The 25,214-nt window shown below is 68.0% G+C and carries 24 protein-coding genes; 7 read left to right on the forward strand and 17 right to left on the reverse strand.

The window, feature by feature from the left end:
* Positions 1–8: 8 nt before the first annotated feature.
* On the reverse strand, positions 9–1,937 hold the full coding sequence (locus tag IPH07_27455) for a serine/threonine protein kinase (GenBank protein MBK6921164.1): 1,929 nt from the start codon (positions 1,935–1,937) through the stop codon (positions 9–11).
* A 114-nt stretch (positions 1,938–2,051) separates the two neighbouring features.
* Between IPH07_27455 and IPH07_27460 the strand changes: the two genes are divergently transcribed.
* Positions 2,052–2,324: a hypothetical protein gene (locus IPH07_27460; GenBank protein MBK6921165.1), complete on the forward strand. Its 273-nt coding sequence runs from the start codon at positions 2,052–2,054 to the stop codon at positions 2,322–2,324.
* A 64-nt stretch (positions 2,325–2,388) separates the two neighbouring features.
* Positions 2,389–2,823: a hypothetical protein gene (locus IPH07_27465; protein MBK6921166.1), complete on the forward strand. Its 435-nt coding sequence runs from the start codon at positions 2,389–2,391 to the stop codon at positions 2,821–2,823.
* Positions 2,824–2,865: 42 nt separating this feature from the next.
* On the opposite strand, the gene IPH07_27470 is transcribed toward IPH07_27465, so the two are convergent.
* The 15 genes from IPH07_27470 to IPH07_27540 all read right to left on the reverse strand — a co-directional run bounded on the left by IPH07_27470 (position 2,866) and on the right by IPH07_27540 (position 18,793).
* Positions 2,866–3,441, reverse strand: a complete 576-nt coding sequence (locus IPH07_27470) for a hypothetical protein (GenBank protein MBK6921167.1) — start codon at positions 3,439–3,441, stop codon at positions 2,866–2,868.
* 24 nt (positions 3,442–3,465) lie between these two features.
* Positions 3,466–4,974 (reverse strand): hypothetical protein, encoded by a 1,509-nt coding sequence (locus IPH07_27475; GenBank protein ID MBK6921168.1) that lies wholly within the window; start codon positions 4,972–4,974, stop codon positions 3,466–3,468.
* Positions 4,975–4,989: 15 nt separating this feature from the next.
* Positions 4,990–6,867 carry a tetratricopeptide repeat protein gene (locus IPH07_27480; GenBank protein MBK6921169.1) on the reverse strand — a complete coding sequence of 626 codons (1,878 nt, stop codon included), beginning with the start codon at positions 6,865–6,867 and terminating at the stop codon, positions 4,990–4,992.
* Between the two features lie 12 nt (positions 6,868–6,879).
* Positions 6,880–7,323 (reverse strand): hypothetical protein, encoded by a 444-nt coding sequence (locus IPH07_27485; protein ID MBK6921170.1) that lies wholly within the window; start codon positions 7,321–7,323, stop codon positions 6,880–6,882.
* Positions 7,324–7,547: 224 nt separating this feature from the next.
* The gene (locus IPH07_27490; GenBank protein ID MBK6921171.1) at positions 7,548–9,059 is read right to left on the reverse strand and encodes a right-handed parallel beta-helix repeat-containing protein; all 1,512 of its coding nucleotides are present in this window, start codon (positions 9,057–9,059) and stop codon (positions 7,548–7,550) included.
* A gap of 147 nt (positions 9,060–9,206) precedes the next feature.
* Positions 9,207–9,590: a hypothetical protein gene (locus IPH07_27495; protein MBK6921172.1), complete on the reverse strand. Its 384-nt coding sequence runs from the start codon at positions 9,588–9,590 to the stop codon at positions 9,207–9,209.
* A 125-nt stretch (positions 9,591–9,715) separates the two neighbouring features.
* Positions 9,716–10,234, reverse strand: a complete 519-nt coding sequence (locus tag IPH07_27500) for a DUF1269 domain-containing protein (GenBank protein MBK6921173.1) — start codon at positions 10,232–10,234, stop codon at positions 9,716–9,718.
* Positions 10,235–10,347: 113 nt separating this feature from the next.
* Positions 10,348–10,836 (reverse strand): PD40 domain-containing protein, encoded by a 489-nt coding sequence (locus tag IPH07_27505; GenBank protein MBK6921174.1) that lies wholly within the window; start codon positions 10,834–10,836, stop codon positions 10,348–10,350.
* Positions 10,837–10,984: 148 nt separating this feature from the next.
* Positions 10,985–12,532 (reverse strand): hypothetical protein, encoded by a 1,548-nt coding sequence (locus tag IPH07_27510; GenBank protein MBK6921175.1) that lies wholly within the window; start codon positions 12,530–12,532, stop codon positions 10,985–10,987.
* A 640-nt stretch (positions 12,533–13,172) separates the two neighbouring features.
* Complete coding sequence (locus tag IPH07_27515; protein MBK6921176.1) at positions 13,173–13,862, reverse strand: hypothetical protein; 690 nt, start codon at positions 13,860–13,862, stop codon at positions 13,173–13,175.
* On the reverse strand, positions 13,859–14,398 hold the full coding sequence (locus IPH07_27520) for a hypothetical protein (GenBank protein MBK6921177.1): 540 nt from the start codon (positions 14,396–14,398) through the stop codon (positions 13,859–13,861). Before IPH07_27520 ends, IPH07_27515 begins: the two co-directional genes overlap by 4 nt.
* Positions 14,399–14,451: 53 nt before the next feature.
* Positions 14,452–15,054 carry a DUF5343 domain-containing protein gene (locus tag IPH07_27525; protein MBK6921178.1) on the reverse strand — a complete coding sequence of 201 codons (603 nt, stop codon included), beginning with the start codon at positions 15,052–15,054 and terminating at the stop codon, positions 14,452–14,454.
* A gap of 17 nt (positions 15,055–15,071) precedes the next feature.
* On the reverse strand, positions 15,072–16,598 hold the full coding sequence (locus IPH07_27530) for a hypothetical protein (protein MBK6921179.1): 1,527 nt from the start codon (positions 16,596–16,598) through the stop codon (positions 15,072–15,074).
* 306 nt (positions 16,599–16,904) lie between these two features.
* Positions 16,905–17,792, reverse strand: a complete 888-nt coding sequence (locus tag IPH07_27535; protein ID MBK6921180.1) for an integron integrase — start codon at positions 17,790–17,792, stop codon at positions 16,905–16,907.
* A 281-nt stretch (positions 17,793–18,073) separates the two neighbouring features.
* The gene (locus IPH07_27540) at positions 18,074–18,793 is read right to left on the reverse strand and encodes a zinc ribbon domain-containing protein (protein MBK6921181.1); all 720 of its coding nucleotides are present in this window, start codon (positions 18,791–18,793) and stop codon (positions 18,074–18,076) included.
* A 138-nt stretch (positions 18,794–18,931) separates the two neighbouring features.
* Between IPH07_27540 and IPH07_27545 the strand changes: the two genes are divergently transcribed.
* Genes IPH07_27545 through IPH07_27565 form a run of 5 tightly spaced genes read left to right on the forward strand, consistent with a single transcriptional unit; the run spans position 18,932 to position 24,055 of the window.
* Positions 18,932–20,158, forward strand: a complete 1,227-nt coding sequence (locus tag IPH07_27545; GenBank protein MBK6921182.1) for an efflux RND transporter periplasmic adaptor subunit — start codon at positions 18,932–18,934, stop codon at positions 20,156–20,158.
* Positions 20,155–20,919 carry an ABC transporter ATP-binding protein gene (locus tag IPH07_27550; GenBank protein ID MBK6921183.1) on the forward strand — a complete coding sequence of 255 codons (765 nt, stop codon included), beginning with the start codon at positions 20,155–20,157 and terminating at the stop codon, positions 20,917–20,919. Before IPH07_27545 ends, IPH07_27550 begins: the two co-directional genes overlap by 4 nt.
* A complete protein-coding gene (locus IPH07_27555; protein ID MBK6921184.1) occupies positions 20,916–22,094 on the forward strand; it encodes an ABC transporter permease in 1,179 nt (392 codons plus the stop codon). Before IPH07_27550 ends, IPH07_27555 begins: the two co-directional genes overlap by 4 nt.
* 18 nt (positions 22,095–22,112) lie before the next feature.
* Positions 22,113–23,282, forward strand: coding sequence for an ABC transporter permease (locus IPH07_27560; protein MBK6921185.1), 1,170 nt, complete (start codon positions 22,113–22,115; stop codon positions 23,280–23,282).
* A 35-nt stretch (positions 23,283–23,317) separates the two neighbouring features.
* Positions 23,318–24,055 carry a methyltransferase domain-containing protein gene (locus IPH07_27565; protein ID MBK6921186.1) on the forward strand — a complete coding sequence of 246 codons (738 nt, stop codon included), beginning with the start codon at positions 23,318–23,320 and terminating at the stop codon, positions 24,053–24,055.
* A gap of 12 nt (positions 24,056–24,067) precedes the next feature.
* Here the strand turns inward: IPH07_27565 and IPH07_27570 are convergent, their stop codons facing one another.
* Positions 24,068–25,147 carry a hypothetical protein gene (locus IPH07_27570; GenBank protein MBK6921187.1) on the reverse strand — a complete coding sequence of 360 codons (1,080 nt, stop codon included), beginning with the start codon at positions 25,145–25,147 and terminating at the stop codon, positions 24,068–24,070.
* Positions 25,148–25,214 lie beyond the last annotated feature (67 nt).

Consider the following 25,214-nt stretch of genomic DNA (forward strand, 5'->3'; position numbering starts at 1 on the left):
ACGCGCGCTCAGGTGGCGGTCGCAGGCGGCTCGGGGCCGGTCGGCGCCGTGACCGACGGGGCTGCCGCGCGCACGGCAGGCGCGGCCGCCGACGATCCCAGCGCCGCGTCGGCGACCGCCTCCACCGGCACGACCTGCTCGAGCTGCCACGCCTGCACCGCGAGCTGTCGCCGCACGCGATTGAGTGCGTTGCGGGCGTGCGCGATCGCCAGGCCCGCCATCGCGACCACGCCGACGTTCGCAATCACGAGCGTGACCTCGGTGACCGTGGGCGAGAACGTCGCCATGCGGGCGTGGATGACCATCGCATCGCCGTCGAAGGCGTAGGTCGGCGAGATCACGCCGAGCGCCTCGAGCAGCCACGGCACGAACACGCTCGCGCAGCCCATGACGATGAGCAGCGGCACGAAGCGGAACTCGGTGAACGCGAACATCGCGGTGGTCGCCACCACCAGGCCGGGCACCAGCATGAACGGACCGAACAGCCGCGTCGCGAGGCCGAGCACGACCGCCTGCAGCAGCGCGATGACCAGCACGTCGGCGCTGCCGGCATGGTCGCGCCGCACCCGTCGCAGCGAGAGCCCGACGATCACCAGCATCAGCCCGACGATCGCCAGGTAGCTGCTCCAGTCGCGCACGCCCATGAACAGCGGCGTCACCAGGAACGCCAGCCATGCCGCGCCCGCGACCGCGCCGACGCCGGCCTGCTGCCGACTCTCACGCTGCTGATCGAGCGCGAGCCGGCGCTCGACCTCGGGCGGCACCTGCTTGGGCGGCCGTCGCAGCAGGTTGCCGAGCGCCTCGAAGGCCTCGTGGTTCGACGGGTCCAGCGCCAGCGCGCGGCCGGCCTCGCGCACGGCCTGGGCCCGCGCGGCGTGGTCGTCGTCGCTGCGGGCCTCGAGCGCGCGCGCAGCCGCGGCGTGCTCGCGGGCGAGCGCGCGGCGGGCCTGCTGATCGCGATCGCCATCGAGGTAGCGCTCGACCGCGTCGCGCAGCGATCGCACGTCGGCGAAGCGCTCGGCGGGCGCGGTCGCGGTCGCACGCACGCAGATGGCCTCGAGCTCCGGCGGCACGTCGCGCGCCGGCGCGCGCACGCTGGCGCGCGCGTCGGCGCCGGCGAGGGTGCCCGCGATGAGCTCCATCGCCGGCGCGCGCGGGTGCAGCGGCTGTAGCACGAGCAGCTCGAACAGCATCGCCCCCAGCGCGTAGATGTCGGCGCGGTGATCGACCGCAGCGCCGCCGCCATCGACCTGCTCGGGCGGCATGTAGCCGAGCGTGCCGAGCAGCGCCCCCGCGGCGGTCTCACCATCACGCGGGGCTGCGGGGCCATCGGGGATCTCGGTGGTGGCGCCCTTGGCCTTGGCCACGCCCCAGTCGAGCACGTAGACCTCACCATACTCGCCGAGCATGACGTTGGCGGGCTTGAGGTCGCGATGGATCACGCCGTGGTCGTGGGCATACGCGACCGCCTGGCACACCTGCACGAAGTCGGACAGCAGGCGACGCAGGCCGAAGCTACGCGCGGTCGCCTCGTCGCCGGCGGCGAGCCCGGCGATCACCTCGGCGAGCGTGATGCCGTTGACCCGCTTCATCGTGAACCATGGCAGTCCGTGGCTGTAGCCGACGTCGTAGACCGGCACCACCGCGGGGTGCTCGAGCCGCCCCTGCATCCGCGCCTCTCGCAGGAACCGCGCCGCGCTGCCGCCGTCGGGGCGCAGGGTCTTGAGCGCGATCGATCGGCCCATCTCGACGTCCTCGCACAGCCGCACCTCGCCCATGCCGCCGCGGCCGAGCAGCCGATCGACGCGGTAGCGCTGCTCGAAGGCCTGCTCGGCGCCGTCGACGATTGCCCGCGACGCGGCCGCGTCCGACGGCGCGACGCTGCACGCCGCGAGGGTCGCGTCCGCGAGGTCGACCGGCGAGGGCTCGTCCGCCATGGGCTAGACCCTACCGCTTGTTCGTCGCGCCGGTGAAGCGTCGGTGCCACGGGCTCGCGGGCGTCGTGCCGCCTGGGGCCGCGTTACACTGGGACGCCTGCACGAACCGCCGCCATGACGTCCTGCGCCGCCGCACACCTCCACCGCTGCATCCTCATCGCCGCCGCCGGCATCTTGCTCGGGTGCACGCCGGATCCCGTGGTCGAGGACGCACTGAGCAAGCAGCCGCCGCCGGCCCCCACGAAGCGGACGATCAAGATCCCGCCCCGCGATCCACGGCTGCCACCGCCCGCACAGGACAAGGCGGGCACCACCGCCGCAACGCCGCCGTCGACCGCACCGGTGGCCACGCCCGCCACCGACGTCACGGGCCCGGCGGCGCGTTGATCTTCACGGCGGGCCACCATGGCCCGGTGTAACCCTGGCCGCCGGCGAACCGATGATCCCGCGCATGGCCGAGCCCGACCTTCCCTACGTCGACACGCATGCGTTGACGATCGGCGCGCCGATCGAGCGGGTGTGGACGGTGCTCGAGGACTACGCGGCCACGATCGGTGCCGCGAAGACGCCGATGCTCGGGCGGGTGCTCGGGGCCGAGCCCATGAGCGGCTTCGCAGTGGTGCACCGCGACGCGCCGCATCAGCTCGCGCTCGCGGGCCGGCATCGGTTCTCGCGCTACCGCCTGACATTCGAGCTCGACCCTGCGCCCGGCGGTGGCACCTTGCTGCGCGCGCTGACCCACGCCGTGTTCCCCGGCGTGCGCGGGGCGGTGTACCGCGCGCTGGTCATCGGCACGCGCCTGCACGTGCTGGCGACGCGCGGCATGCTGCACGCGGTGGGCCGCCGCGCGATGGCGCCGACGGCCGGCGTCGCGCCGTCGACGTGATCGAGGCCGCGTGATCGGTGCGCGTGAAAGCGGCCGCGTGAATCAGGCGAAACGCGTCGCCCGGGGATGCACGAGCATGCGGACGCCCAGCTCGCCCACGTCGCGATCCGCGATCGCACGGTGGCGCATGCGTTCGCTGATCGCGAAGACCCCCTTGGCGTCCTCGCGGACGTTGATGAGGTCGGGCTCGAGGGCGTACTCGAGCACGATCTGCACGAGGGTGATCGGCGTGTCGACGAGCTCGGGTGACTCGCGGTCCGGGGTCCACACCTCGCTCCACTCGACCAGCGGCAGCGGTGCGCGGATCGTGGCCTGGAAGCCGCGGCCCGGCTCGACGCGCGAGGCCAACGGCTTGGGCTCCGAGACGTAGGCCTTCGGGCTCGGGGGCCGGCGCACCTGGCCGAGCACGAACAACGCGATTCCGTCGCGGTCGTAGCAGCTCTGCGCGAGGTGGGCCGAGGGCACCGGGTCGGGCTTGCCCGCGAGCACACCGAAGCGATCGGGCACGAGGTTGTAGACATAGGCCGCCGTGTCGCCCGGGTTCGTGATCACGTACGGCACCCGCAGCTCGCCGCGAACGACCTGGACGGGCTCGATCTGGATCTGCAGCATGGTCATTGGTTCGATCCTCGGGCGCCGCACTCACGGCAGCGGGCTAGTGTAGTCGTTGCGTTCGGGCAGGCCGATCGATCGACGCACTTCGTTCTCGAATTGCACGGTGTGGTACTCCTCGACGTTCTTCCATGTCGAGTTCCACGCGGGATCCCGGCTCACGAGATCGTTGGCTCGGGTGCCCAGCGCCGCGCGACGGGCGTGGTTGAGTTCGTGCCCGACGATCACCGGCGATGGCGTCTTGGCCGTCGCCGAGTGGTACGGGTTGCGGCCGGTGGGGTCGTACACGATGTGGCTGCTCGCGCCCTTGTTCGGACCCGTCATCGACATGGGCAACCCGCTCGTGTGCGCGTAGATGCCGTTGGGGTCGTAGGTGGCGAGCACCTGCGCGTTCGCATAGTCCGCGTGGTGCGGGATCTGGTACGGCCCGGTCCACGGCGAGGGCGGAATCCCGAACTGCTGGTTGATCACCGCGTCCATCGACGGCGGGTGCAGGTCGACGTGGTGGCCGGTTCGCGCGATGTCGTCGAACATCGCGCGCCCCGCCGGACTGCCCGCGATGACCTCGAGGTCGCGGATCGCGGCCCTGTTGAAGGCATCGTCGCCGTGCAGGCGGATGGTCCAGTCGTCGAGCAGCTTGGCCACGTACTTGCGGCCGCGCCGCGCGAGCACTGCCATGCGCAGCGCTCGACCCGGCCGGGTCTTGCCCACCGCGCGGCCCACCACGCCGACGCCCTTGAACAGGGCCTTGAACGCAGCGCCCATCGCCATCGAGGTCAGCGATGGCAGCGGCACGCCGCCGATCATCACGGTGGCGTCGCCCGAAAGCGTCGTGCCGACCATCGGGCCGATCGGTGGATCCTTCGGCTTGGGCGCCGTGAAGATGCAGTGCTTCGTGATGTCGACGCCGACGCGGCCTGCGCGAGCGCCTTCGATCCACACCGTCGCCGAGCCGAGGAACACCTCGCACAGCGGAAAGAAGCCGCCGCAGAACGCCGACAGGCCCATGTCGCCGCAGCGCGCCGCAGGCTTGCCGCCGATCTTCGTGTTCTCGGCGCCCGACAGCACCGGGATCGAGATCAGCTGCGTCAGGTGGGGGAAGGGCAGCGGGGGCGCCGGCGGCACCAGATTCGGTGGATGGCTGTGCGCATGGGGGATGCCCATGCCGTTGCTGCCGATCGTCACCGCCGGCAGCGACGGGAACGGGATCGCACCGAGCGGGGCCGTGAGCGCCTGCTCGACGCTCGTCATGAAGTTGAACGCGCGGCCGATCGCCTGCATCGGCGCGCTGCTCAGGATCGCGTGGCCGATGCCACCTGGCGCCGCGGGTGCGGCCGGGGTGTCGTTCGCCGCGGGCGCTGCACCGGCCGCGGGCGCTGCACCGGCCGCGGGCGCTGCACCGGCCGCGGGCGCTGCTGCGGCAACGGCTGCTGCGTGATCACGCTGGCGCCGCGACTGATCCGCGGCGCGTGCGATGACGGTCGAGGTCTTGCTCGGCGAAATCCGCGTCAGTCGATCCGCGAGGTTGGATAGGCCCATGACGCGTCCCCTCGCCTACAGCGGTCGATCCGGCACGGGCCCGCAGCTGCCGTGCTGACACGCGAGGTGCGAGTACGCGTGCGCCTTGGCCCGGTGGCCGGCGTCGTTGTGGTTGGCGGCCATGCGCTCGTACAGATCGGCGAGCCCACCGCGCGCCATCGCTTCGAACGGGGCCTTCATCGCGCGGTACTTCGCCTCGACCTGGGCGAAGCGCCGCTCGGCGTCGTCGCGCAGGCCGACCTTGCGATACGCCTCGGCGCTCCAGATGAGCGCCTGGCACTCGCCGAACACCTGGCCGGCGTCGAGCCACTGCTCGCGCGCCGCCTCGTAGGTCGCGATCGCAGCCGACCACTGCTTCTCGAGGTAGTAGGTGTGGCCGATGCCCATCAACGCATTCGCGGCGTCGGTGGGATTCGCGGCCTGCAGCGCCGCGTCGCACGACTCGGTGAACGCGTTGCGGCTCGCGCCCGTGTTGCCCGCACGTTGCAGCGCGTAGCCCAACGTCCACCACGAACTGCTGCGGGCCGAGTCCACGGCGTGTGCCTCGGCGAGCTCGACCGCCGACGCGGCGCGCTCGGCCGCCTGCAGGTGTTGGCCCTGGCCGACCTCGAAGTTGGCCAGCATCAGCATGTGGCCGATGCGCACATCCGGCGCGAGGTCGGGCCGCGCGAGCACGGCCGCGAGCAGCTCACCGGTGCGCTCGGTCTCGAGCGAGAAGGTCTGCTCGGCCCACGCCTGCTCGACCGGCGGCGCGTCGTCGAACGGCGCCACGCCATCGACGTCGAGCACGATGAACTTGGTCTCGATGCGGGCGCACGCGCCGACCAGGCCCGCGACGAACGTGCGCCACAGCGCGCGGTCGTGCACCGACGTCGGTCGCACGACGATGCACTGCGGCCCACCGCCTTGCCGCGCGGCGACGCGCTCGACGAGCTCGACCATGCTCTGCTCGGGGCGCTCGAGCGCGCGCAGATCGTGGACGCTCTCGGGCAGGCCCTCGGGCAGCGGCGCCCACGCCCGCGTCTGCACCCCACCCGACGGACCGCGAACCCACGGCGGCGGGGTCTGGGCCCCGGTCGCGATGCAGCGATAGATGAGATCGCAGAAGTTGGTGCGGCCTTCGAACGGCGCCTCGACCCAGTGCAGGCGCGTGGCCACGCCGCGGCCGCGCAGCTGCGACAGCTGGCGACGGAGCTCGTCGGGGTGGTGCCCGCGACAGTGCAGGCCGAGCACGCGCTTGTCGTCGCTGCGCACGAAGCGTTCGAGCCGACCGGCGAGGTCGGTCCGACCGGGCTGGATCGCGTCGGCGGTGTAGCGCGTGCACACCGATCGCAGCGCCGGCAGCCGCGGCTTGCCGCGATCGTCGAACACCACCAGCTTCACCTCCGGCATCACGAGGTAGCCGCCGAGCTTCGCGAGCGACACCGCGGCGGCGTGGGCGAGCCGCGGCTCGTCGGTCTCGAAGCGCAGCACGAACACCGTGGTCGCGTGCCAGTTGCCGAGCCCCCGCGTGATCGTCTCGAGGTACGCGGCGAAGTGGGCCTCGATGCATGCCTCGCCGCCGCCGGGCAGCAGCGGCGCCTCCGGCAGCACGAGATCGGGGTCCTCCTCGAGGTAGACCTTCGCGAGCTCTGCGACGCTCTCGTGGATCTGCGCCGCGACCTCGCGGTAGTAGCCAGCGACATCGGTGAACGGCGCCGACGCGCCGAACACCACCGGCGCCTCGGTGGTCGCCTCGTCGGCGTGCTCGTGGGCGCCGAGCAGCGCGACGAAGCGCGCCGCGACGAACTCGAGATCCGGCTCGACCCGCAGCACCAGCGTGTGGCGCGTGGGATCGACAAAATACGCCTCGAGCGCGGCCTTCTGGCGCGCGATGACCTCATCGAAGAGCATGTCCACCTCGAGCTAGGGGTTGAGCAACACGCGGCGGCCGACGATGCACGCGTCGTCCGAGGCCGACACGTCGACCGATCCGTCCTGCGCCACGATGCTCACGCTGCGCGCACAGGTCTCGAGCGCACCGGCGACCTCCTGCCGCACGTCGCCGGCGACGCGCTGCACGAGATCACCCTGCGAGTCGAGCGTGATGCCATCGCGCGCGTTCACGCGGAGCTGGTCGCACGACAGCGTGAGCGCGGCATCGGACCGCAGCGTCAGGCCCAGCGCCGCGACCTCGAGCACCGGGCCCGCCGCGGTGAAGCGGATCGCGACCTCGAAGCGACCTGCGGGGTCCGTCACCGTGAGCCGCTCGGGCCCGCCGTGCTCCAGCGCGACCGTGCGACCGGAGGCGAACGCCATCACGGTCACCGGCGCGGCGAGGGGGCGGGCAGCGGCGCGGGGGCGGTCCATGATCGCGTAAGACCGGCACGCACCCGAAATGATCACGCGGAGCGAACGCCGGGCTCCGACGCGCGCGAGTGCACCGGGCGGCGGCGAGCGCGTACGCCGATCGTGGCGCCCCCACGGCGCTGTCGCTCGCCCTCCCGGCCGTGGAGCACGCCAGAACGCACACGCGCGAACCCCCGATACTGCCACGCGGTGCGCCGCCGCTCGCGGAGCGGCCGGGCGTGAAGCTACCGGGCTTCGAATGCCCCGATGTCGAAGCCGTCGCCCTGCGGCCGCGGGTGACCGAGGTAGTCGATGGCGACGCCGACGTCCTGCGCCGCGTCGACGGCCGGCCCGCCGGCCGCGAGCTGGAGGAACTCGAGGGCGTCCGGCTCGATCGACGCAAACACCTGCGCCGAGTACGGCATCGCGCAGCTACCGTCGTCGCAGATGTTGCCCTCCATCGTGAACGCGGAGCCATCGAACGCCGCGGTGCCGTTGGGCGCGAAGATGATGTTGTTCGCCAGCGTCGCCGTGCCGCCGTCCTGATAGCTCGAGATGCCGAACGGCCACGGGTCGCTGCCGACCTTGGCGTAGTCGAAGCACGTGTTGTGCGCGTAGATGGGCGCCGGATCGCCGCCGCCGCGGTCCCAGATGCACGACGAACCCGTGTCCCACACGAGGTTGTCGACGATGCGCGTGCCATCGTTGCCATCGCCACTCTGCACCGCCACCGTGATGCCCGGCCGACAGCCCCAATCGCCGGCACAGGTCGCCTTGCCCACGTCGTGGATCGCGTTGCCCGCGATCTCGAGGCCGCTCGACGTCACGCGCGGGTTGATCTCGATGCCTTCACCACCCATGTTGCGGATGATGTTGTTCTGGATCAGCAGGCCGTCGTAGCCCCCACCGTCGCCGGGCCCGGCGTAGACGAACGAGCACTGGAATCCATCCGCCGCGTCGCAGCCGTAGCCCTCGTTGTTGACGAAGCGGACGTTGCTGGGCTGCCAGAACGGACCGACCGCGAACAACAGGCTCCCGGTGGGGCAGGTCGAATGGGCGCGCGTGCGATACACCGTGGTGTTGTCGCTCGCAACGGTGAATGCATACACATCGCCACACTGCTCATTCTCGAACTCGATCCCGAAGGCCAGACCCCCGTCGATGATCAGGTTGTGCACGCCCGTCGAGGACGTGTTGGAGTTGCCCGTGAACGTCGCCGTGTCGCCGCCCCAGGGCTTGATCACGATCTCCTGGCCGGGGCTGCCGAAGAAAGTCTCTTCGTACAGCCACAGCTGGCCGCGACCGCGCACGTAGACGTAGGCCGGACCTCCGGTGGTGCCGGGCTTGCCGACCAGGTCGGCGAACGCGAGACACGGCGCGGCCTCGGAGCACTCGTCGCCGGCACCTGCGGCGAGATCGACGTAGTACTTGTTCGCCGTGGTCGCCTCGTCGGGCTCGGCGATGTCGACGAGCGGTGGCTTGGCGTAGCCGAGCGGGTCGAGCCACTGCAAGCCATCGCTGCCGCCGGTGTCACCGCCCGTGCTGCCGTCGGCGCCCGACGTGGTGGCACCGCCGGTCGCCGTGGTGTCGGCGTCGACTGCGGTCGATCCCGGATCGAGGCCCGTGGTGGCCGATGTGCTGGGCTCGGCGGACGTCGTGGTGGCGCCGGACTCGGTCGCGACCGCTCCGGGGTCGCTGCTGCACGCGAGGCCGAGTACGACACATCCGACGAGGAACGGCGCAGACGGAGCGGGCATCGTGGATTCGTAGCACGGCGGCAGAGCGCCCGGGAGACGGGAGCTCCGCCTGACGCTCGGACCCACGTTCCCGTTCGTAGCGCCCGTGGATGCGCGCAGGGCCATGGACGCGAACAACGCCCACGGTTCGGGGTTGGTGCCCTGCGGCTACTCCCGCCACGGCTCGGATAGGTGGCCGCTCCAGGGCAGGAAGAGGAATCCCTGCGAAGCATCCTGCAACGCGCCCTGCACCTCCATGAGCGTGTTGATCTCGTCGAGGGCCGCGTCCAAGTCGTCGATGGCGACCTCGAACCGCGCCCCGCACTCGCGCATGGCTGCCTCGTGCGGGGTGCCCATGCCGATCTTCGCGGCCTCGACGGCAACGTGCGGCTCGGCCGACAGCACGATGCGGAACTGCGGGCTGCCGGGCCGGCCGGCGGTCAGTTCGTCGCCGCGACGGGTGACGGTCAGCCCATAGCCGGCGAGCGACTTGGCGGCGGCATCGAGGTCGCACGCAAGCGCGGGGAAGAACACCATGCAGCGGTGTGCCATCGATTCGCCTTCTCTTTCGCCGCCCAAAGGTATCGCCGTTGCGCTACGGGTGGACGACTCGTCGTCGGCGCGGCCACGCCCACCAAGGGCTCGCTCGGGAGCGCGTCACGCCGAGCGCCGCGCCCTCACGGGGCGCCGTGCAGGGCGGCCCGCAGGCGCTCGACCATCTCGGGCGAGAGGTCGGTCTGCACCAAGGTCGCGCCCGCGAAGCGGCGCAGCTCGGTGGCGAGGGCGTCGTCGTCGATGTGACTCACGAGCAGCGCGAGTGCGGTCGTGCTGGGCTCGAGGGCCTTGCCGATCGCCTCGACGGTGCCATCGGGCACGCCGATGTCGGTGAACTTCGCCACCAACGCGCCGACGCCCGCCGAGACCGCACCGCCGGCGATGAACCCCACGGGCCCCGCGACGATCGTGCCGATGAGTGCGCCCCACAGCGAGCCGCTCACCGCCGCGTCCCCGGGGCTGATGTCGAGCGTCTCGGTGACCTTCACCTTGCCGTCGGCACGCTTCTGGATGAACACCGCGTCCTGCACGAGCAGCTGCCCCTGGGCAGTCATGCGCTGCACGGCGAGGAACGCCTCCTGGGCGCGGATGGAGGAGTCGAAGGCGAGCACGAGGAGCTTGCGGGGATCAGCGTTGGTCATGGCGTGGCGAGTTTGGGCCACACGACGGCGCTCGCAAGGGGGTGGCGACTGGCGGATTGCGGGGTCGGGGTCGGGATGACGCACGACGTGGGGGTTGGGGCTGCGAGGGAAGCTCAGGGAGCGCCGAGCGCCGGGCGCCATCGTGGGTTGCGGCCGCGCACGCGCTCGACGATCTGCGCGGTCGCGAGATCGTAGACCACGATGTCGCCGTCGCGCTGGCCCGGCACGGGTTCGGTCCACAGTGCTCGCGTGCCGTCGGGGGAGAGTTCGGCCCAGGCCGCGAGGCCGGTGAGTGTCGAGAGGATCGCGCCGGTGTCGGCGTCGACGACGAGGTCCTGCGGCGCGGCGTCTGGACACTGGTGCCGGACGAGCAGCGTGTGGCTCTGCGCAATCCAGCGCGGATCCAGATCGTCGCACGGTCCGTCGAGCAGTGGCGTGGACTCGGCGTCGGGGGACGCGGCGACGTGGAGGTCGAGTGAACCGGCACGTGGTGTTGCGAATGCGATGCGGCGGTCGTCCGGCGACCAGGCGGGCGGATGGGTGCCGCGCACCGCACCGAGCTCCCCGACGGCGGGCCGCTGGCGCTCACGATCCGTCGCCAACCCGGACTGGGCCTCCGCTTGCTGCCGAACGAATAGGCGTTCAGCTGCGAGTTCCCGTGGCGAAGCCGCGGGAACTCGTCAGGTGCAACGGCTTGTTGGGCGGCAAGCTGAAGTAGCGGGGCTACCAATGGGTACTGGGGTCAAGGCGTCAATCGTCGTCGTCATCGTCGTCGTCATCCACGTCTGCCTTCGCGTCGCGATGCTTTCTGTCGCGCATCTGCAATGCCGACCGAAAGATTGGCGAGACAGAGATCTTTCGAGCAATCATGAACTCCCCCGGTTGCCTCTCGATCCCTGAATGAATGACACGCGTTCCGCGCAGCGACCCGCCGATTTTCGAGAAACACATGAACCCGATCTGATACAGCCAGCGTTTCACGTCGGCAACATCGACTGGGAGCCAGTTCAGCCCCAAGGTCGCATCGGTGACGAGATCCTCAAGAAAGACATCGAGTTCCTCCGTTGCAAATGTATGAGGCCTAAGACGAAAGCGCTCGAAGATGATCTTTGCGTCTGGGAACTCCACAGAGAGTTCGGCAACGAGATCATCGAGCTTCTGCTCACTGAAGCGACGCTCGACGGCACGGACACGCTCCTTGGCAATGGGTGCGTGCGTGTCGCCCGATGACAACGCCTGCTCGATGGCAAGATTCGCAAACAAAACGAGGTCACGGGGTCGCGCCAAAGTTCGCTCAATCAGCCAGGCCGCCATAGGAATCTTGACTCGCTTAAAGGGTATCGAGGGCTCGAATACCAGCTCCCAGAGATCCTTCGGCGGCAGAGCGTCAAAGCCAGCATAGTTCGCTGCCCGCAGTGAATGAGCGATTCTCTTCGCTAGTAGCGAGAGCAGCGAGTCTTCGTTCCATTGAATCCACTCTGTCTCCATCCGAAAGTGGTCGCTATGCTGAAAACCCTCGGTGGCGACGCGCAAGATGTCGTCTCTAATCAAGACAACGGGATTAAGATCCAGATTGAGGGCTCTCAGATCTCTGGAGGCAAGCAGAAGGCCCTGCACCAGCGCGACATTTCCCCGGCTAGCCTCCCAGCGCTCATCTAGCTTGTCGAAGAAGAGATAGACGGTTTCACCGCGCCTGTTTAGCTCTCTGGCCGACGACGTGATGAGGCGTAGGAGCGTGCGCTCGTCGAAGACAAGAGCGTGGGCTGCGATCGCCGGAACCTCGCGCTCCACCGCGATGTCGCCTACAGATATCGACTTCGCATGTACGAACCAGCTGATCACGTAGTTTGCAACGGTCGAGATCGCGTCCCCATTGCGATAAGAGAGGTGCTCTTTTGCAAATTTGTGCACAAGCTGCGCATCCTCGGTAAGCGCAAATTTCCTCGCGATAACACGCTCTGCGAGCGCGAGCATCGCTGAGAAGAGCCAGGCGTGCTTGAAAGAAGCGTCGAGGTCTGCGAGATCCTGACCGAGTCTGTCTATGCTCTGTTTGATCTTCAGCAAAGTGGCCTGTGATGCCTCGAGCGTAATGACCGCCTGCGTCGGGGTCGCGTCAGCCACGAAGAAGTTCATCAGGGCAGTCTTGCCTGACCCTTTTCTTCCGGCGATAATGCTTTTTTTTCCTGCCAGGATACGATTGTAGGTTTCGGTGGCGAGAAAGTAGCGTGCGAGATCACGATCGAATTCGGCGGTATCCTTGCCGAAGTTGACGTCTCTGAGGCTGATGGGCGCGGTCATGTCGAAGCTTCGCGCGAGTATCGCACCACATCGGCGTCTTGTCCACGGTCTCAGGCGCCTGCTCGCTGTGGTCGCGAAGGTCGCGAAGAGTCCCAGAACCACTGGCTTCGGGGCAGGAGCTGGTCAGGAGCATGGGTCGACGGAGTCGTCCTGAGAATTCCGGCGACAGCGAGGAGCCATGCACGCAACGCAACCGTCCCGGGCCCCGCCCGTTGCCGCCCGGCCCTCCGCCTTTGCCCGCCCAACGAATAGGCGTTCAGCTGCGGCCCGCGTGAGCGTAGCGCACGTGACTGGTGTGACCGAAGCCCAGTCCGCCAGGTACGCGTTCTCCGGCATTGCCTACTGTCTTCTTCTTGCCGGGTCTGCCGCCACCTGCAAGAGTCTTCTTCGTCCGCCTCTTGCTCACTGCGTCTCCTTGTGTTGGCTCGCCAACGCTCCCCCAAATCCGTGAAGTCGACGGAGGATCTGGGGTCCCATTCTTGGGACGGCTCCTCCAGTGGACCAAGGTAGCCCGCAAGCTCGGAGTGCGCAATCGGAACGTGGCGACCTTGCGAAGAAGGCTCGTCAGCGCCGGGCGGAACCCGCCCGAGACGTCCGGAACACAACCCTCCGAACACCAGACGTCCGTTTGAACGAGTGATTAGACGCCACCGTTGGGGTAACGGTGAATGAGTTGCAGGTACGCCCGATTCAAGAGCAAGGACAACTCGGCCATGACCTGCATCTCGGCGGTGAACGACTCGGCTGTGAGGAACTCGTGATCGAACAGTACGTCGCCCGTCTCCTCATCGACCTGAAGTTTCGGATTTGAGCGCAGCATTCCCTGAACCTCCCCGCCTGCTTTCAGCTCGATAAACGCTGAGTGAAGTATGCGATTGCGGTCTCGTCGCACCTGGTGCAGCTGTTTCACAGCAGATGCAAATGAATCCCTGAAGTCTGCCTCCAACCCGGTGGGCAGCTTGCACTTTGGCAGCGCCTGAATGAAGAGTTCATGGACGCGGTCCACAAGCTTCTCGTTTGTGAGGTTTCGCAGGTCTGTCGGCGGCCACTTCGATCGGTCCGGGTCCAGAATGAACCAGCCGATCTCACGGAGCTTGTTCTCAAGCCACTGGAACGCAACTGCAAACTCGCCTATGCGCTGATATATGAGCTCTTCGTTGTGCATCGAGTATTCCTGTGCCGCCCAACCTATCGGGCGTTCAGCGGCGGGAGCGCGGGAGCAGCGGGCGAAAGCCCGATGAGCCCGTCCGTTGCAACGCGCTGTGGACGGCGGCGGGTACAGGCCGGCCAGCGCAAACTCTTGGATCAATTCTCGTCTGAGCACCTTCATGGCACCTGTCGCAGCCAGTCCTCGAGGTGCTGCTCGATACGCTCAATCTCGGGATCCGGGAGAAGGTTCGCGTGTGCGATTACGTTTCGGGAACGCTCAAGTTCGTCCAATCGTTGCTTGACCCGATGCTGATTCGGAAACAGATCGTCAAACTCGGGCCATTCCTTAACGATAATCGCTGCGAGATCTCCGAAGAGCGTGAGATCGATGTCGCGCTCGTTCACTGCCTGATGCCATTTGTTCCTCTCTGTGTCGGCCCGCTTCTGGTCTACGCGTCTTCGCACGTTTTCGGGGACGCTCGTCTCCCACCACTCCGGCCCCTTGCGTTCCTCCAATCTCTGGGAGACCAGCTCCCTCACCAGGTTCTCGAAGCAATAAAAAATGCAGTAGACGTAGGCCATCTTCTCAGCGCGCCCTTGCGTCTCCCACCCAAAGAACTCTTGGTAGCGCCCAAGCAATGACGGGGCCGCCGTGGGCTCGTGCGCACGAGGCAATGCGTCAGCCTCCTCGCGACGAGCAATTTCCGAATCCAGCATGAGCCCCTTGAAGGCCCTCGCATGAAGGAACTCGGATATCAAGCGCCTCGACGTCAAAGGAGATGCTCCCGGATGCTCTTGAAGATGGCATCGTAAACGGCGATGTCTCTGCTCGCCGGAAGATTGATGTAGATCGTATGCGCGAAGGCAATCGAAGTGGGCTTGGGAGTCAGCTCTTCCAACGCAGGGGATTCGACCACTTTGTCCTGGGCAGGCGGCACCTCGGAAGCCGCCCGCTTCTTGAAATCTGCAGTTCCAACGAGCGCCTTAAAAGTCGAAGCCATCTTTGCCACGACCGATTGCTCTTTGCCGGTGCGCGCTCGGAGCTTTCCTTTGATCTCCTCGGCGCTGAGGTCCTGAGCGTTCTCGTCGGCAAGGAATAGCCCTTTGTAAGCTTGACGAGTTTGCCGTGCGAGCACCGCTGAGGCTGCTTTCTTATCGCGGCACTCCCGATACGCCTGCGTAGGCACCGAGCTTGCGTCTAGAAAGCCGAGCCCCTTCAGAACGTTGGTAAAGGAACGATCGTTTGTGCTCTTGAACCCGAGTGTCTTCAGGAACTCGTGAGTGAAGCGCGGAGGAACTTGGGCCTTCTGAATGCCCTCGAACATCTGACCGAGGTTCTTCACCGAGTACATATACGCGTTCGTCACATCCATGGCTCTTCTCGCGTTGTTCAGGTCTTCGATGGCCTTCGCTGTCGCCGCAGCTCCTCGGGGCTGAGGCCCATGTCTGCCGCAGAAGCAGTCTGCTCATCGATCAGGAACTGACGGAAAACGGGGTGAATCTCCCAAGCGACTGGTTGAATGTCGTTCCACCGCGACGCTGACGCAAGTTCCGGATCATCTGCATAGTTGATGTGACGGAACCCGCGCGGCATCCTGTCGTCACTCACCACCGCATTGATGAAACCCGTTTCATGGAGGAAGCGCCAGAGCTTGAACACGTGCGAACGCTGGCCGGGCTGGATTACTGCTCCACGAAGAGATACGCTGAATTGAGAAGGAAGCTTTTGGAGGTGGTCAAAGACGTGCTGCGACGACTCGACGAACGCGAGGCTCTGAAAGGAGCGGATGAGGTCCTGGAGGACAGGACAATCAAACGCGAATTCTTCCGACAAGAGATCGACGCGTTTTCTGGAGTACCCGGAGATTTCGGCTTCCACGTCGACAGAGGTGATCCGAGGACTCCGTCGCGAAATCGCGCGCGCCGCAAGCTGCCGCACAAGCTGCAGTGCGTCGCGTGGTCGCCCACGAGAGTTCTTTGCCAGGAAGTCCATCCACTTGCGAGTTTCATGGCTGCCTGGAAGGCGGACGTCTGCGCCTTCGAAGAACTGGGTGAGGTCGCCCGGCGGATCGGCCGCGCGAAGACGACCGAGCACAATTCGCTCAACATCCGCTTGCTCTGGCGAAAGGCGATGGATTAGAGGCAGGAAATGATCGACCTGATCTCTGCCCCCGATTCCATCCCATTCGAGTCGCATCCAGACCTCCGACCTCAGCGCTACGATGGCGCGGATAGCTCGGTTCTCAGAGGCGAGTTTGCGAATCGCCAAAAGAAGCCCCCAAATGCGCGTTGTGTAATCGCTCGTGTCGGCGCGGCCGATCTGGTCTACGTCGTCGACCAACACAAAGACAAACCGTCCGGTCTCTTTGGAAAGCACATCTCTGAGGGCGGTGACGAGCCCGTGCTCGGTCACTGCTGCGTCTTGGATCCAGGCGCCAAAATCAATATCGGCGAGGAGAGCGCCGACGGGTATCAGCATCTTGCACGCCTTCTCGATCAAGTCATCGCCGCGCTCGCCTCTCTGCTTGGCGGCTAGCAGCAGAGATCGTTCAGCGTCAGTCTTTGCGAACGTTGTGTACTTTCCAACCGCGCTCGCTGTAGCGAGCACCAGCTCTGCGTATGCCCGGCGCTTTGCATCGCCGACACTCTTGAACTCATCATTCGGCAACGGCAAGTCGTCCGGTCGAAGCAACACCGATGGAATGCCCCGTTCGGCAAGGCGCAAGTGGAGGTACTCAAGGATCGCGGTCTTCCCCGTGCCTTTTCTGCCCACGAGAAGCCGGGGATTCCCCTGCGGAATCGACAGGATTTCTCGCAGCTCTGCCGGAAGCACAAACACCTCGGAGAGGAAGCCGAGCTCTCCTTCGGTGGTTCCTGAGGGGATCAGCCTGAGGAGCTTGGCTAGTGAGTCGGGCATGGCGTGCTACTTTGTGAGTGTGTCCGTCGTGTGAGCATAGATCCCAGCACAACGCAGGCAAAAGCGCAAGCGAGACCAGACCGCGCGGTTTCGGGGAACGCGGCCCAAGGCCGCTGCTCCGCTGAGAACGTCCGCGTGACTCACTAGTTTTCCGGGCGGTCCCCGATCAAGCCGGGGGTGGAGCAATCCTCCCCGTTTGATCGCCTCGGCCGATTTCGGGCTTCGTCCGTCCAACTCTAATTCGGCAGACCTGCGTTTGTCGCCCCCCGCCGAGTTATCCCGGTCTGTATAACCACGTGACGCCACTCACCCTCTCTTCCTAAGTTCCTGCGACAGCACGCGATTCCCCCATTCCGCAGCGCCTCGCGAATCCGCGTTATCGAGCAAGCCGCTCAGCTCTACCGGCCGCTTCGCACCGCTCGCACCGCCCCGCTCCCCCTCCCCGCGACGCCCCGAGCCCGCCACGCCCAGCATCCCCTCGAGCCGATCGGCCGGACTCCGCACCCCGCTCGGCCCTCGGTTCAGCACGTGCGTGTCGATCATCGTGGTCGTGACATCCCGATGCCCAAGCAACTCCCGCACCGTCCGAATGTCATACCCATCCTCGAGCAGGTGCGTCGCAAGCGAGTGCCGGAACGTATGGCAAGTCGCGCGCGCCGACAGCCCCGCTGCGGCCACCGCAGCCTTGACCGCCCGCTGCAACACCGTCTCGTGAAGATGATGCCGACGCAGCTCCCGGGACTCGCGGTCGCGGTACACCCGCGTCGCGGGGAACACCCACTGCCACCCCCACTCGCGGGCGGCGTTCGGGAACTTGCGAGCGATCGCGGTCGGCAGCTCGACGAACCCGCCCCCTTCCGCCAGATCCCGCTCGTGCTGCGCCTTCACTTCGGCGAGGTGCACCCGCAACGCGTCGCGCACCACCGCAGGCAAGATCGCGACGCGGTCGCGGTTCCCCTTCCCCTCGCGCACGCGCACCGGGTGCCCCGCGAAGTCGACGTCCCTCACCCGCAGCCGCAGGCACTCGAGCAGTCGCAGCCCCGCACCGTAGAGCAGCAGCGAGACCATCCCCGGCGTGCCCGACATCTGCGCCAGCACGCGCGCCACGTCGTCACGACGCAGCACGATCGGTAGCCGCAACGGCCGCTTCGCCCGCACCACCTCCGCCAGCTGCGTCACCCGCAGCTCGATCACCCCCGCACGCCGGCGATCACCTCTCGCTGCAGCCCGCACACGCGACGCCCCGCGCAGGCTCACGCCCCGCTCGTACACCGCTCGAGCCGCCGAGTGGACGATCCGTTCCACCCCCGCACCGTATCACCACCCACGACGCCCCGCGCCGCGAAACCACCCACCAACCACACCCGAGTCACCGCGCGCGATCGATCGCGCGCGAAACCAACCCGAGCTCACCCATCACACCGACCGATCGATCGATCGGCCCATCGATCACCCCCTCCGGCAATCCCCGAGCATCACTTCTTCGTATCCCCCGCCTTCTTCTCCCCCCGCGGCGCCCCACAGGCCGTGCAGCTCCCCTCCGTATGGGGATTCTCCGCCCCGCAGTACTCGCACTTCCACGGTGCGACCTTCGCTTCGGCATCCGCCTTCGACTTCGCGTCCGCTTCGGCTTGCGACTTCGCGTCGGCCTTCTTGTCCGCGTCGGCGCCGAGCACCTTGTCGATCGCCTTGTCGGCGGCGTCGAGATCCGCGGCGATCTTGTCGAGCACCGCGACCGCGGCGGCCTCGTCGGTGGCACCGCTGGCGAGCGTCGCGTCGGCACGGTCGAGCGCCTTGCCGGCGTCCTCGGCTGCGACCTTCGCGGCCAGACGGCTCGACTCGTCGCCGGCGCCCGCGGCGGCCTGCACCCGCTTCTCTCGCAGCTTCTTCATCGTGTCGGCCAGCGCACCGAGCTTGCCGACGAAGTCGTCGCGCAGCCGGGCGTTCGCCTCCGACAACTTCTGGATCTTCTCCTCGTCGCCGAGGCTCTCGGCGGCGTCGTGGATCGACTGCGCCGCCGCGAGCCGAGCATCGAGCGCCGGCTTGAAGCCGGGGTACTGCGCGGCCAAGGCCTTCACGTCCTTGACGCCGGCCTCCCAGCGCTGGGTCTCGCCCTCCACGCTCTTCTTGCAACCCGCGACCATCAGCAACATCGCGGCGAACACCGTGAACACAGAACGAACGAAAGCCGGCATCACCGGGGAATCTACCGCAACCGCACAGCGCCCGCGCGTGTCGGTTCGTGGCTGCGGCAGGCCAGATCGAGTAACCTCCGGCGCCCCCGACTCGACCCCGGGCGGCGCCCTGGCCTCTTAGCCCGGGAGGGACCGACGATGGCCGACCAGCTGAGCAACGACCTCGCCGCGCTGCGGATCCACCGTGACGCCGGAGCCCCCGGCTCGCCGTGGCCCAAGCGATTGCTCGTCGTCGCACTGGTCGCGGGCGCGGGCTGGGCCGGATGGACGTACGGCAAGCCCCTGCTCGAGGCCAAGATCTACAAGCCCGAGGTCGAGGTCACCCAGATCATCGCGATCTCCCCCGGCCAAGCCCAGGCCAAGCTCATCTCGACCGGCTACGTCGTGCCGCAGCGCGTCACCAAGATCGGCGCGAAGACGCCCGGCCGCATCAAGGAGATGAACGTCGCCGAGGGCGATCGCATCGCGCAGGGCTTCGTCATCGCCGAGCTCGAAGGCGCCGATCTGCGCGCGCAGCTGCAGAGCGCCAAGGCCCGCGTCCTCACGGCCCGCGCCCAGGTCCAGACCGCCAAGGCCGAGCTCGCCGACGCCACCCAGAAGGCCAAGCGCGAGCGTCGACTCGCGACCCAGGGCGTCGGCGCGGCCGCCAACGCCGAGGACCTCGAGTTCCGCGTGACCGCGGTGCAGAAGCAGGTCGCCGCCGCCGAGGCCGGCGTGCGCGCGGCCGAGGCCGAGGTCGAGAACTTCGCGGTGCAGATCGATTACCTCACCATCACCGCGCCGATCGCCGGCACCGTGGTCAGCAAGCCGGCGCAGGTCGGCGAGCTGGTCGGCGTGCAGGCGCTCGCGCTGGTCGAGCTGGCCGACTTCGACTCGCTCATGGTCGAGACCGACGTGCCCGAGGGCCGCCTGCACCTGCTCGAGATCGGCAGCCCCACCGAGATCGTGCTCGACGCCTACCCGACCACGCCCTACGCCGGTCGCGTCAAGTCGATCACGCCACGGGTCAATCGCGCCAAGGCCACCGTGACCGTGAAGGTCGCGTTCGAGGGCGCCGCGACCAACGTGCTGCCCGACATGAGCGCGCGCGTCAGCTTCTTCTCCGAGGAGCTCGACCCGGCGCTGAAGAACGAGCCGACCCGCGTGATCGTGCCCGCCAACGCCATCGCCGAGCGCGATGGTCAGCAGGTGGTGTTCGTGCTCGAGGACGGCGCGGTGCGCAAGGCCAAGGTGCAGCTCGGTGAGGCGTTCGGCACCGGCTTCGAATTGATCGATGGTCCGCCGGTCGGCGCGATGTTGGTGCGAGAGCCCGACGACGCGCTCGAAGACGGCCAGAAGGTGAAGCAGAAAGGTGAAGCGACATGAGTGAGGCAGTCACCGACGACAGCGGCGAGCGCAGCGAAGAGACCGGCAAGGCCGCGAAGGCCCGCAAGCCCGACGGCGCCGCCAGCCAGCGCAAGGCCATCATCGAATGCACCGGCATCACCCGCACCTTCTGGCGCGCGAAGGAGCGGCTGGACGTGCTCGATGGGCTCGACCTCACGATCCCCGAGGGCTCGTTCGAGGCGCTGATGGGCCCCTCGGGCTCCGGCAAGACCACGCTGCTCAATCTCATCGCCGGCCTCGATCGGCCCACCTCCGGCAAGCTGATGGTGGCCGGCACCGAGGTCAGCGCGATGGGCGACGCCGCGCTGGCGCACTGGCGCTCGCAGACCATCGGCTTCGTGTTCCAGCACTTCAACCTCATCCCCGTGCTCACCGCGCTCGAGAACGTCGAGCTGCCGCTCTTGCTCACCAAGCTGTCGTCGGGTGAGCGCAAGAAGCGGGCGCAGATCGCCCTGCGCGTGGTCGGCCTCGAGGACCGCATGCACCACCGTCCGCAGCAGCTCTCGGGTGGTCAGGAGCAGCGGGTCGGCATCGCCCGCGCGATCGTGCACGACCCGCGCATCATCGTCGCCGACGAGCCCACCGGCGAGCTCGATCGCAAGAGCGCCGACGAGGTGCTCAACCTGCTCGAGCGACTCAACCGCGAGTTCGACAAGACCATCCTCATGGTCACCCACGACCCCGCGGCGGCCGAGCGCGCGACCGTGCTGCGCAAGCTCGACAAGGGTAGGTTGCTGTGACGCTCGGCAGCCTGACGATCAAGAACATCGGCCACAACTGGCTGCGCACGGTGCTGACGGTGGTCGGCACCGCGATCGCGATCCTCTCGTTCGTCATGATCCGCACCACCTTGGCGGCGTGGGAGCAGGGCGTCGAGAACGCGGCGCAGGATCGCCTGTCGACCATCCACCGCGTCACCTTCGTGATGCCGCTGCCCAAGCGCTACTTCGACGAGTTCAACGGGCAGCGCGGCAAGATCCCTGGGGTCAAGGCCTCGACCTACATCAACTGGTTCGGCGCCAAGCACCCCACCCGCGAGAGCGAGTTCTTCGCCAACCTCGCGGTCGACAGCGACACCTTCTTCGACGTCTACAGCGAGATGGCCGTGCCCGCCGACCAGCTCGCGGCGTGGCGCGAGAACCCCCAGGGCGCCATCATCGGTGAGGCGCTCGCCAACCAGTTCGGCTGGAAGGTCGGCGACGACGTCACGCTCACCGGCACCATCTATCCCGGTGACTGGCAGTTCAAGGTCGAGGGCATCTATGTCGCGACCAAGAAGTCGATCGATCGCGCGCAGTTCATCCTGCACTGGAACTACGTCAACGAGACCCTGCCCGAGGGCCGCAAGGACCAGATCGGCTGGATCGCCTCGACCATCGATTCGGCCAGCCAGGCCGCGACCATCTCCCAGGCCATCGACGCCAAGTTCGACGAGCAGGAGATCCAGACCCGCACGATGAGCGAGCGCGCGATGAACATGGAGTTCCTCGGCGGCGCGTCGGCGATCCTGCGCGCACTCGACATCGTCTCGCTGGTGATCCTCGGCATCATGATGCTGATCCTCGGCAACACCATCGCGATGGGCGTGCGCGAGCGGACCCACGAGTACGGCGTGCTGCTCGCGCTCGGCTTTCGGCCCAAGCACATCGCGAGCTTCGTGCTCGGCGAGGGCATCACCATCGGCCTGCTCGGCGGTGGGCTGGGCCTGCTCATGGCGTATCCGCTGATCGAGCAGGGCCTCGGCCGCTGGCTCGAGGAGAACATGGGCGCGTACTTCCCCTACTTCTCGATCCCGACCTCGGTGGCCGCGGTCGCGCTGGGCTTGGCCGCGGCGCTGGCGGCCATCGCAGCGGTGATCCCTGCCTACTCCGCGTCGAAGCTCGACGTGATCGACGCCCTGCGCCGGCTGGGCTGAACAAAGCGAGGCTTCGCGATGGTTCCGATTCGCTACAACGTGCGCAACCTCTTCGTCCGTCGTGCCACGACCCTCGCTGCCGCGCTCGGTGTGGCGCTGGTGGTGTTCGTGCTGGCCGCGGCGCTGATGCTCGCCGAGGGGCTCGCGCGCACGCTCGACATGTCGGGCCGACGCGACACCGCGATCGTGCTGCGCAAGGGCTCGGACTCCGAGATGCCGAGCTCGATCGAGGACGCCACGGTCACGCTCATCAAGGGCGCACCGGGGGTGAAGAAGGGCGACGACGGGGCACCGATGGTGCTGCCCGAGGCGGTCGTCGTGCTCTTCCAAGACCTCAGCAACGGCAAGGGCAAGAGCAACGTGACGCTGCGCGGCGTGCCGCTCAGTGAGGTGCAGCAGTTTCGCCCCGAGGTGAAGGTGGTGCAGGGCAAGCTCGCGGCAGCCGGCAGCGACGAGGTCATCGTCGGCACCAAGCTGGTCGGGCGCTTCAAGGGGCTCGAGGTGGGGCAGTCGCTCGAGCTGCGCAAGAATCGAGCGGTGAAGGTCGTCGGCGTGTTCGAGTCCGACGGCTCGTCGTTCGAGTCGGAGGTGTGGGGCGACCTCGACTACGTGCGGCAGTCGTTCGGCCGCGAGGGCGTGGTGTCGTCGGTGCGCGTGCGGCTCGACAGCCCCGCGGTGTTCGACGGCTTCGCGGCCGCGCTCGAGCAGGACAAGCGGCTCGGGCTCGACGCCTCGCCGGAGCCGGAGTTCTACAAGAAGCAGTCCGAGAACACCTCGATCTTCATCATGGCGCTCGGCACCATCATCGCGGTCTTCTTCTCGATCGGCGCGATGATCGGCGGCATGATCACGATGTACGGCGCGGTCGCGCACCGCCGCCGCGAGATCGGCGTGCTGCGAGCGCTGGGCTTCTCGCGCTCGGCGATCATGTTCTCGTTCCTGCTCGAGAGCGTGCTGCTGGCGCTGCTCGGCGGGGCCATCGGCACCGTCGCGTCGCTGGCGATGGGCATGGTCAAGTTCTCGATGCTCAACTTCACGACCTTCTCGGAGATCGTGTTCGAGTTCCATGCGACGCCCGAGATCCTCGTGCGCTCGCTGATCTTCGGCGGCGTGATGGGCATCATCGGCGGCTTCCTGCCGGCGATTCGTGCCGCCCGCACGGCGCCCATCGAAGCGATGAAGGGTTGATTCGAGTCATGCGTATCTCACTTGCGTTTGCGTCGATGCCGCTGGTGCTCGCGTGCACACCGGCGTCCTCGAGGGTGCCGAGCAGCGACGCACCGACCGCCCACGCCCACGGCGAGCACGCCCACGGCGAACACGCCCACGGCGAACACGCCCACGGCCCGGGGGCTCACGGCATGCCGCATCGGTTCGAGCATGCGGACGAGTGGGCCAAGCGGTTCGATGATCCGAGCCGCGATGCGTGGCAGAAGCCCGACGCGGTGGTCGGCATGCTCGGGCTCAGCGCGAGCGCGATCGTGGCCGACGTCGGGGCGGGCACCGGCTACTTCTCGGTCCGGCTGGCGCGCGCGGTGCCGCAGGGCAAGGTGCTGGCCTCCGACATCGAGCCCGACATGGTGCGCTACCTCGGCGAGCGCGCGACCCGGGAGCAGCTCGGCAACATCGTCGCGGTGCAGGGCAAGCCCGAGTCGCCGCAGCTGCCCGAGCCCGCCGACGTGATCCTGCTGGTCGACGTCGTGCACCACATCGGCCACGGCGCGGACGACCGCGTCGCGTTCTTCACCCGCCTGCAGGCTCAGCTGCGCGAGGGCGGCCGCATCGCGATCGTCGACTTCAAGCCCGACGCACCCGACGACGCGCCCGGTCCACCGAAGGCCCACCGCATCGCCGCGGCCACGATGGTCACCGAGCTCGCCGAGGCCGGCTTCGTCGAGCACGCCCGCGACGAGCAGACGCTGCCGTACCAGTACGTGCTGCAGTTCGTCCGCCGGCCGTAGGCGGCGGTGCGCTCACGGCACCCAGACGATCGACTCGGCGACGGCGATCGCCTCGTCGCGTTGGGCCGGCGTCTCGGCAATGATCGATGCGACCACGTGATCGCGACCGAGCAGGGTCTGCGAGACCGTCCACGCGCCGGACAGGCGCAGCCCCGCGGTGAGGTTCCACTCCACCGGCACGCCGAGCACGGTGCCGCCGCGGCCGGACTCGGCGCTGCCGGGCGTGCGCCAGTCGCCGGGGTGCGCGTCGACGCCGATGGTCATCGACACCGTCGCCTCGGGGAAGCTGCCGCGACGGCGCAGCTGCATCCGCGCGAAGTCTTCGATGCCCTCGGTGTCGAGCAGCAGCCAGCCGGGCGGCAGGCGATGGCGGAAGCTCGCGTAGGTGACGCTGGTCGTGACCTCGGCGGTCGCGTCGGCGGGCAAGCGGCGCTCGCCGTTGGTCACGGTGCCGAGCACGAGCTTCGCGAAGTCGTGGCACGAGCGCGGATCACCGACCACGGGTGACACGAACACCGCGACGTCGAGCACGTCGCGGTTGGGATCGAGGAAGTAGCCGTGCGCGACGGCGACCATGTCCTGCGCGGGATCGGGCTCGCGCACGAAGCCGGTGACGATCGATACCTTGCCGTCGCGGCCGGGCACGACCGCGGGATCGTAGCCGCCGCCGAACTCGACCACCTTGGTGGCGCGCTGCTCGAAGCGATCGTCGCCACGGGCGAAGCGCTCGCGCGCGCCGACGAACAACGTGACGCCGTCGCGCACGACCTCGATGCGCGCGGACTCGCGGCTGTCGCTGACCTCGCCGCCGGGCAGGAAACGCAGCCGCAGCCGATCGTCGAGCAGCTTGCGATCCGCGGCGGCGAACGAGCGCGAGTCGAACGGACCGCAGGTCGCGTGGGCCGGCGGCGGCGCGATCGTGGGCGCGACGGGGGGCAACACCTCGGCTGCCGTCGCGACCTTCGGGCTCTCGGCCGCGGGCGCGCCCGGAGCCGCGTCGACGGCCGGCGAGTTCGCCGGCCCCGGGGCGGTGGTGGTGGTCGACTCGCACGCGAGCGACGCCAGCAGGAGCCATCGGCTGGTTCGGAGCATCCCCGCCATGTACGTCCGGCCGAGGGCTTCGGTGCAAGCTTTATGGCTCCGACGTCCGCCGCCGCGG

The sequence above is a fragment of the Deltaproteobacteria bacterium genome (assembly GCA_016709225.1).
Taxonomy (GTDB): domain Bacteria; phylum Myxococcota_A; class Polyangia; order Nannocystales; family Nannocystaceae; genus Xiheibacterium; species Xiheibacterium phototrophicum.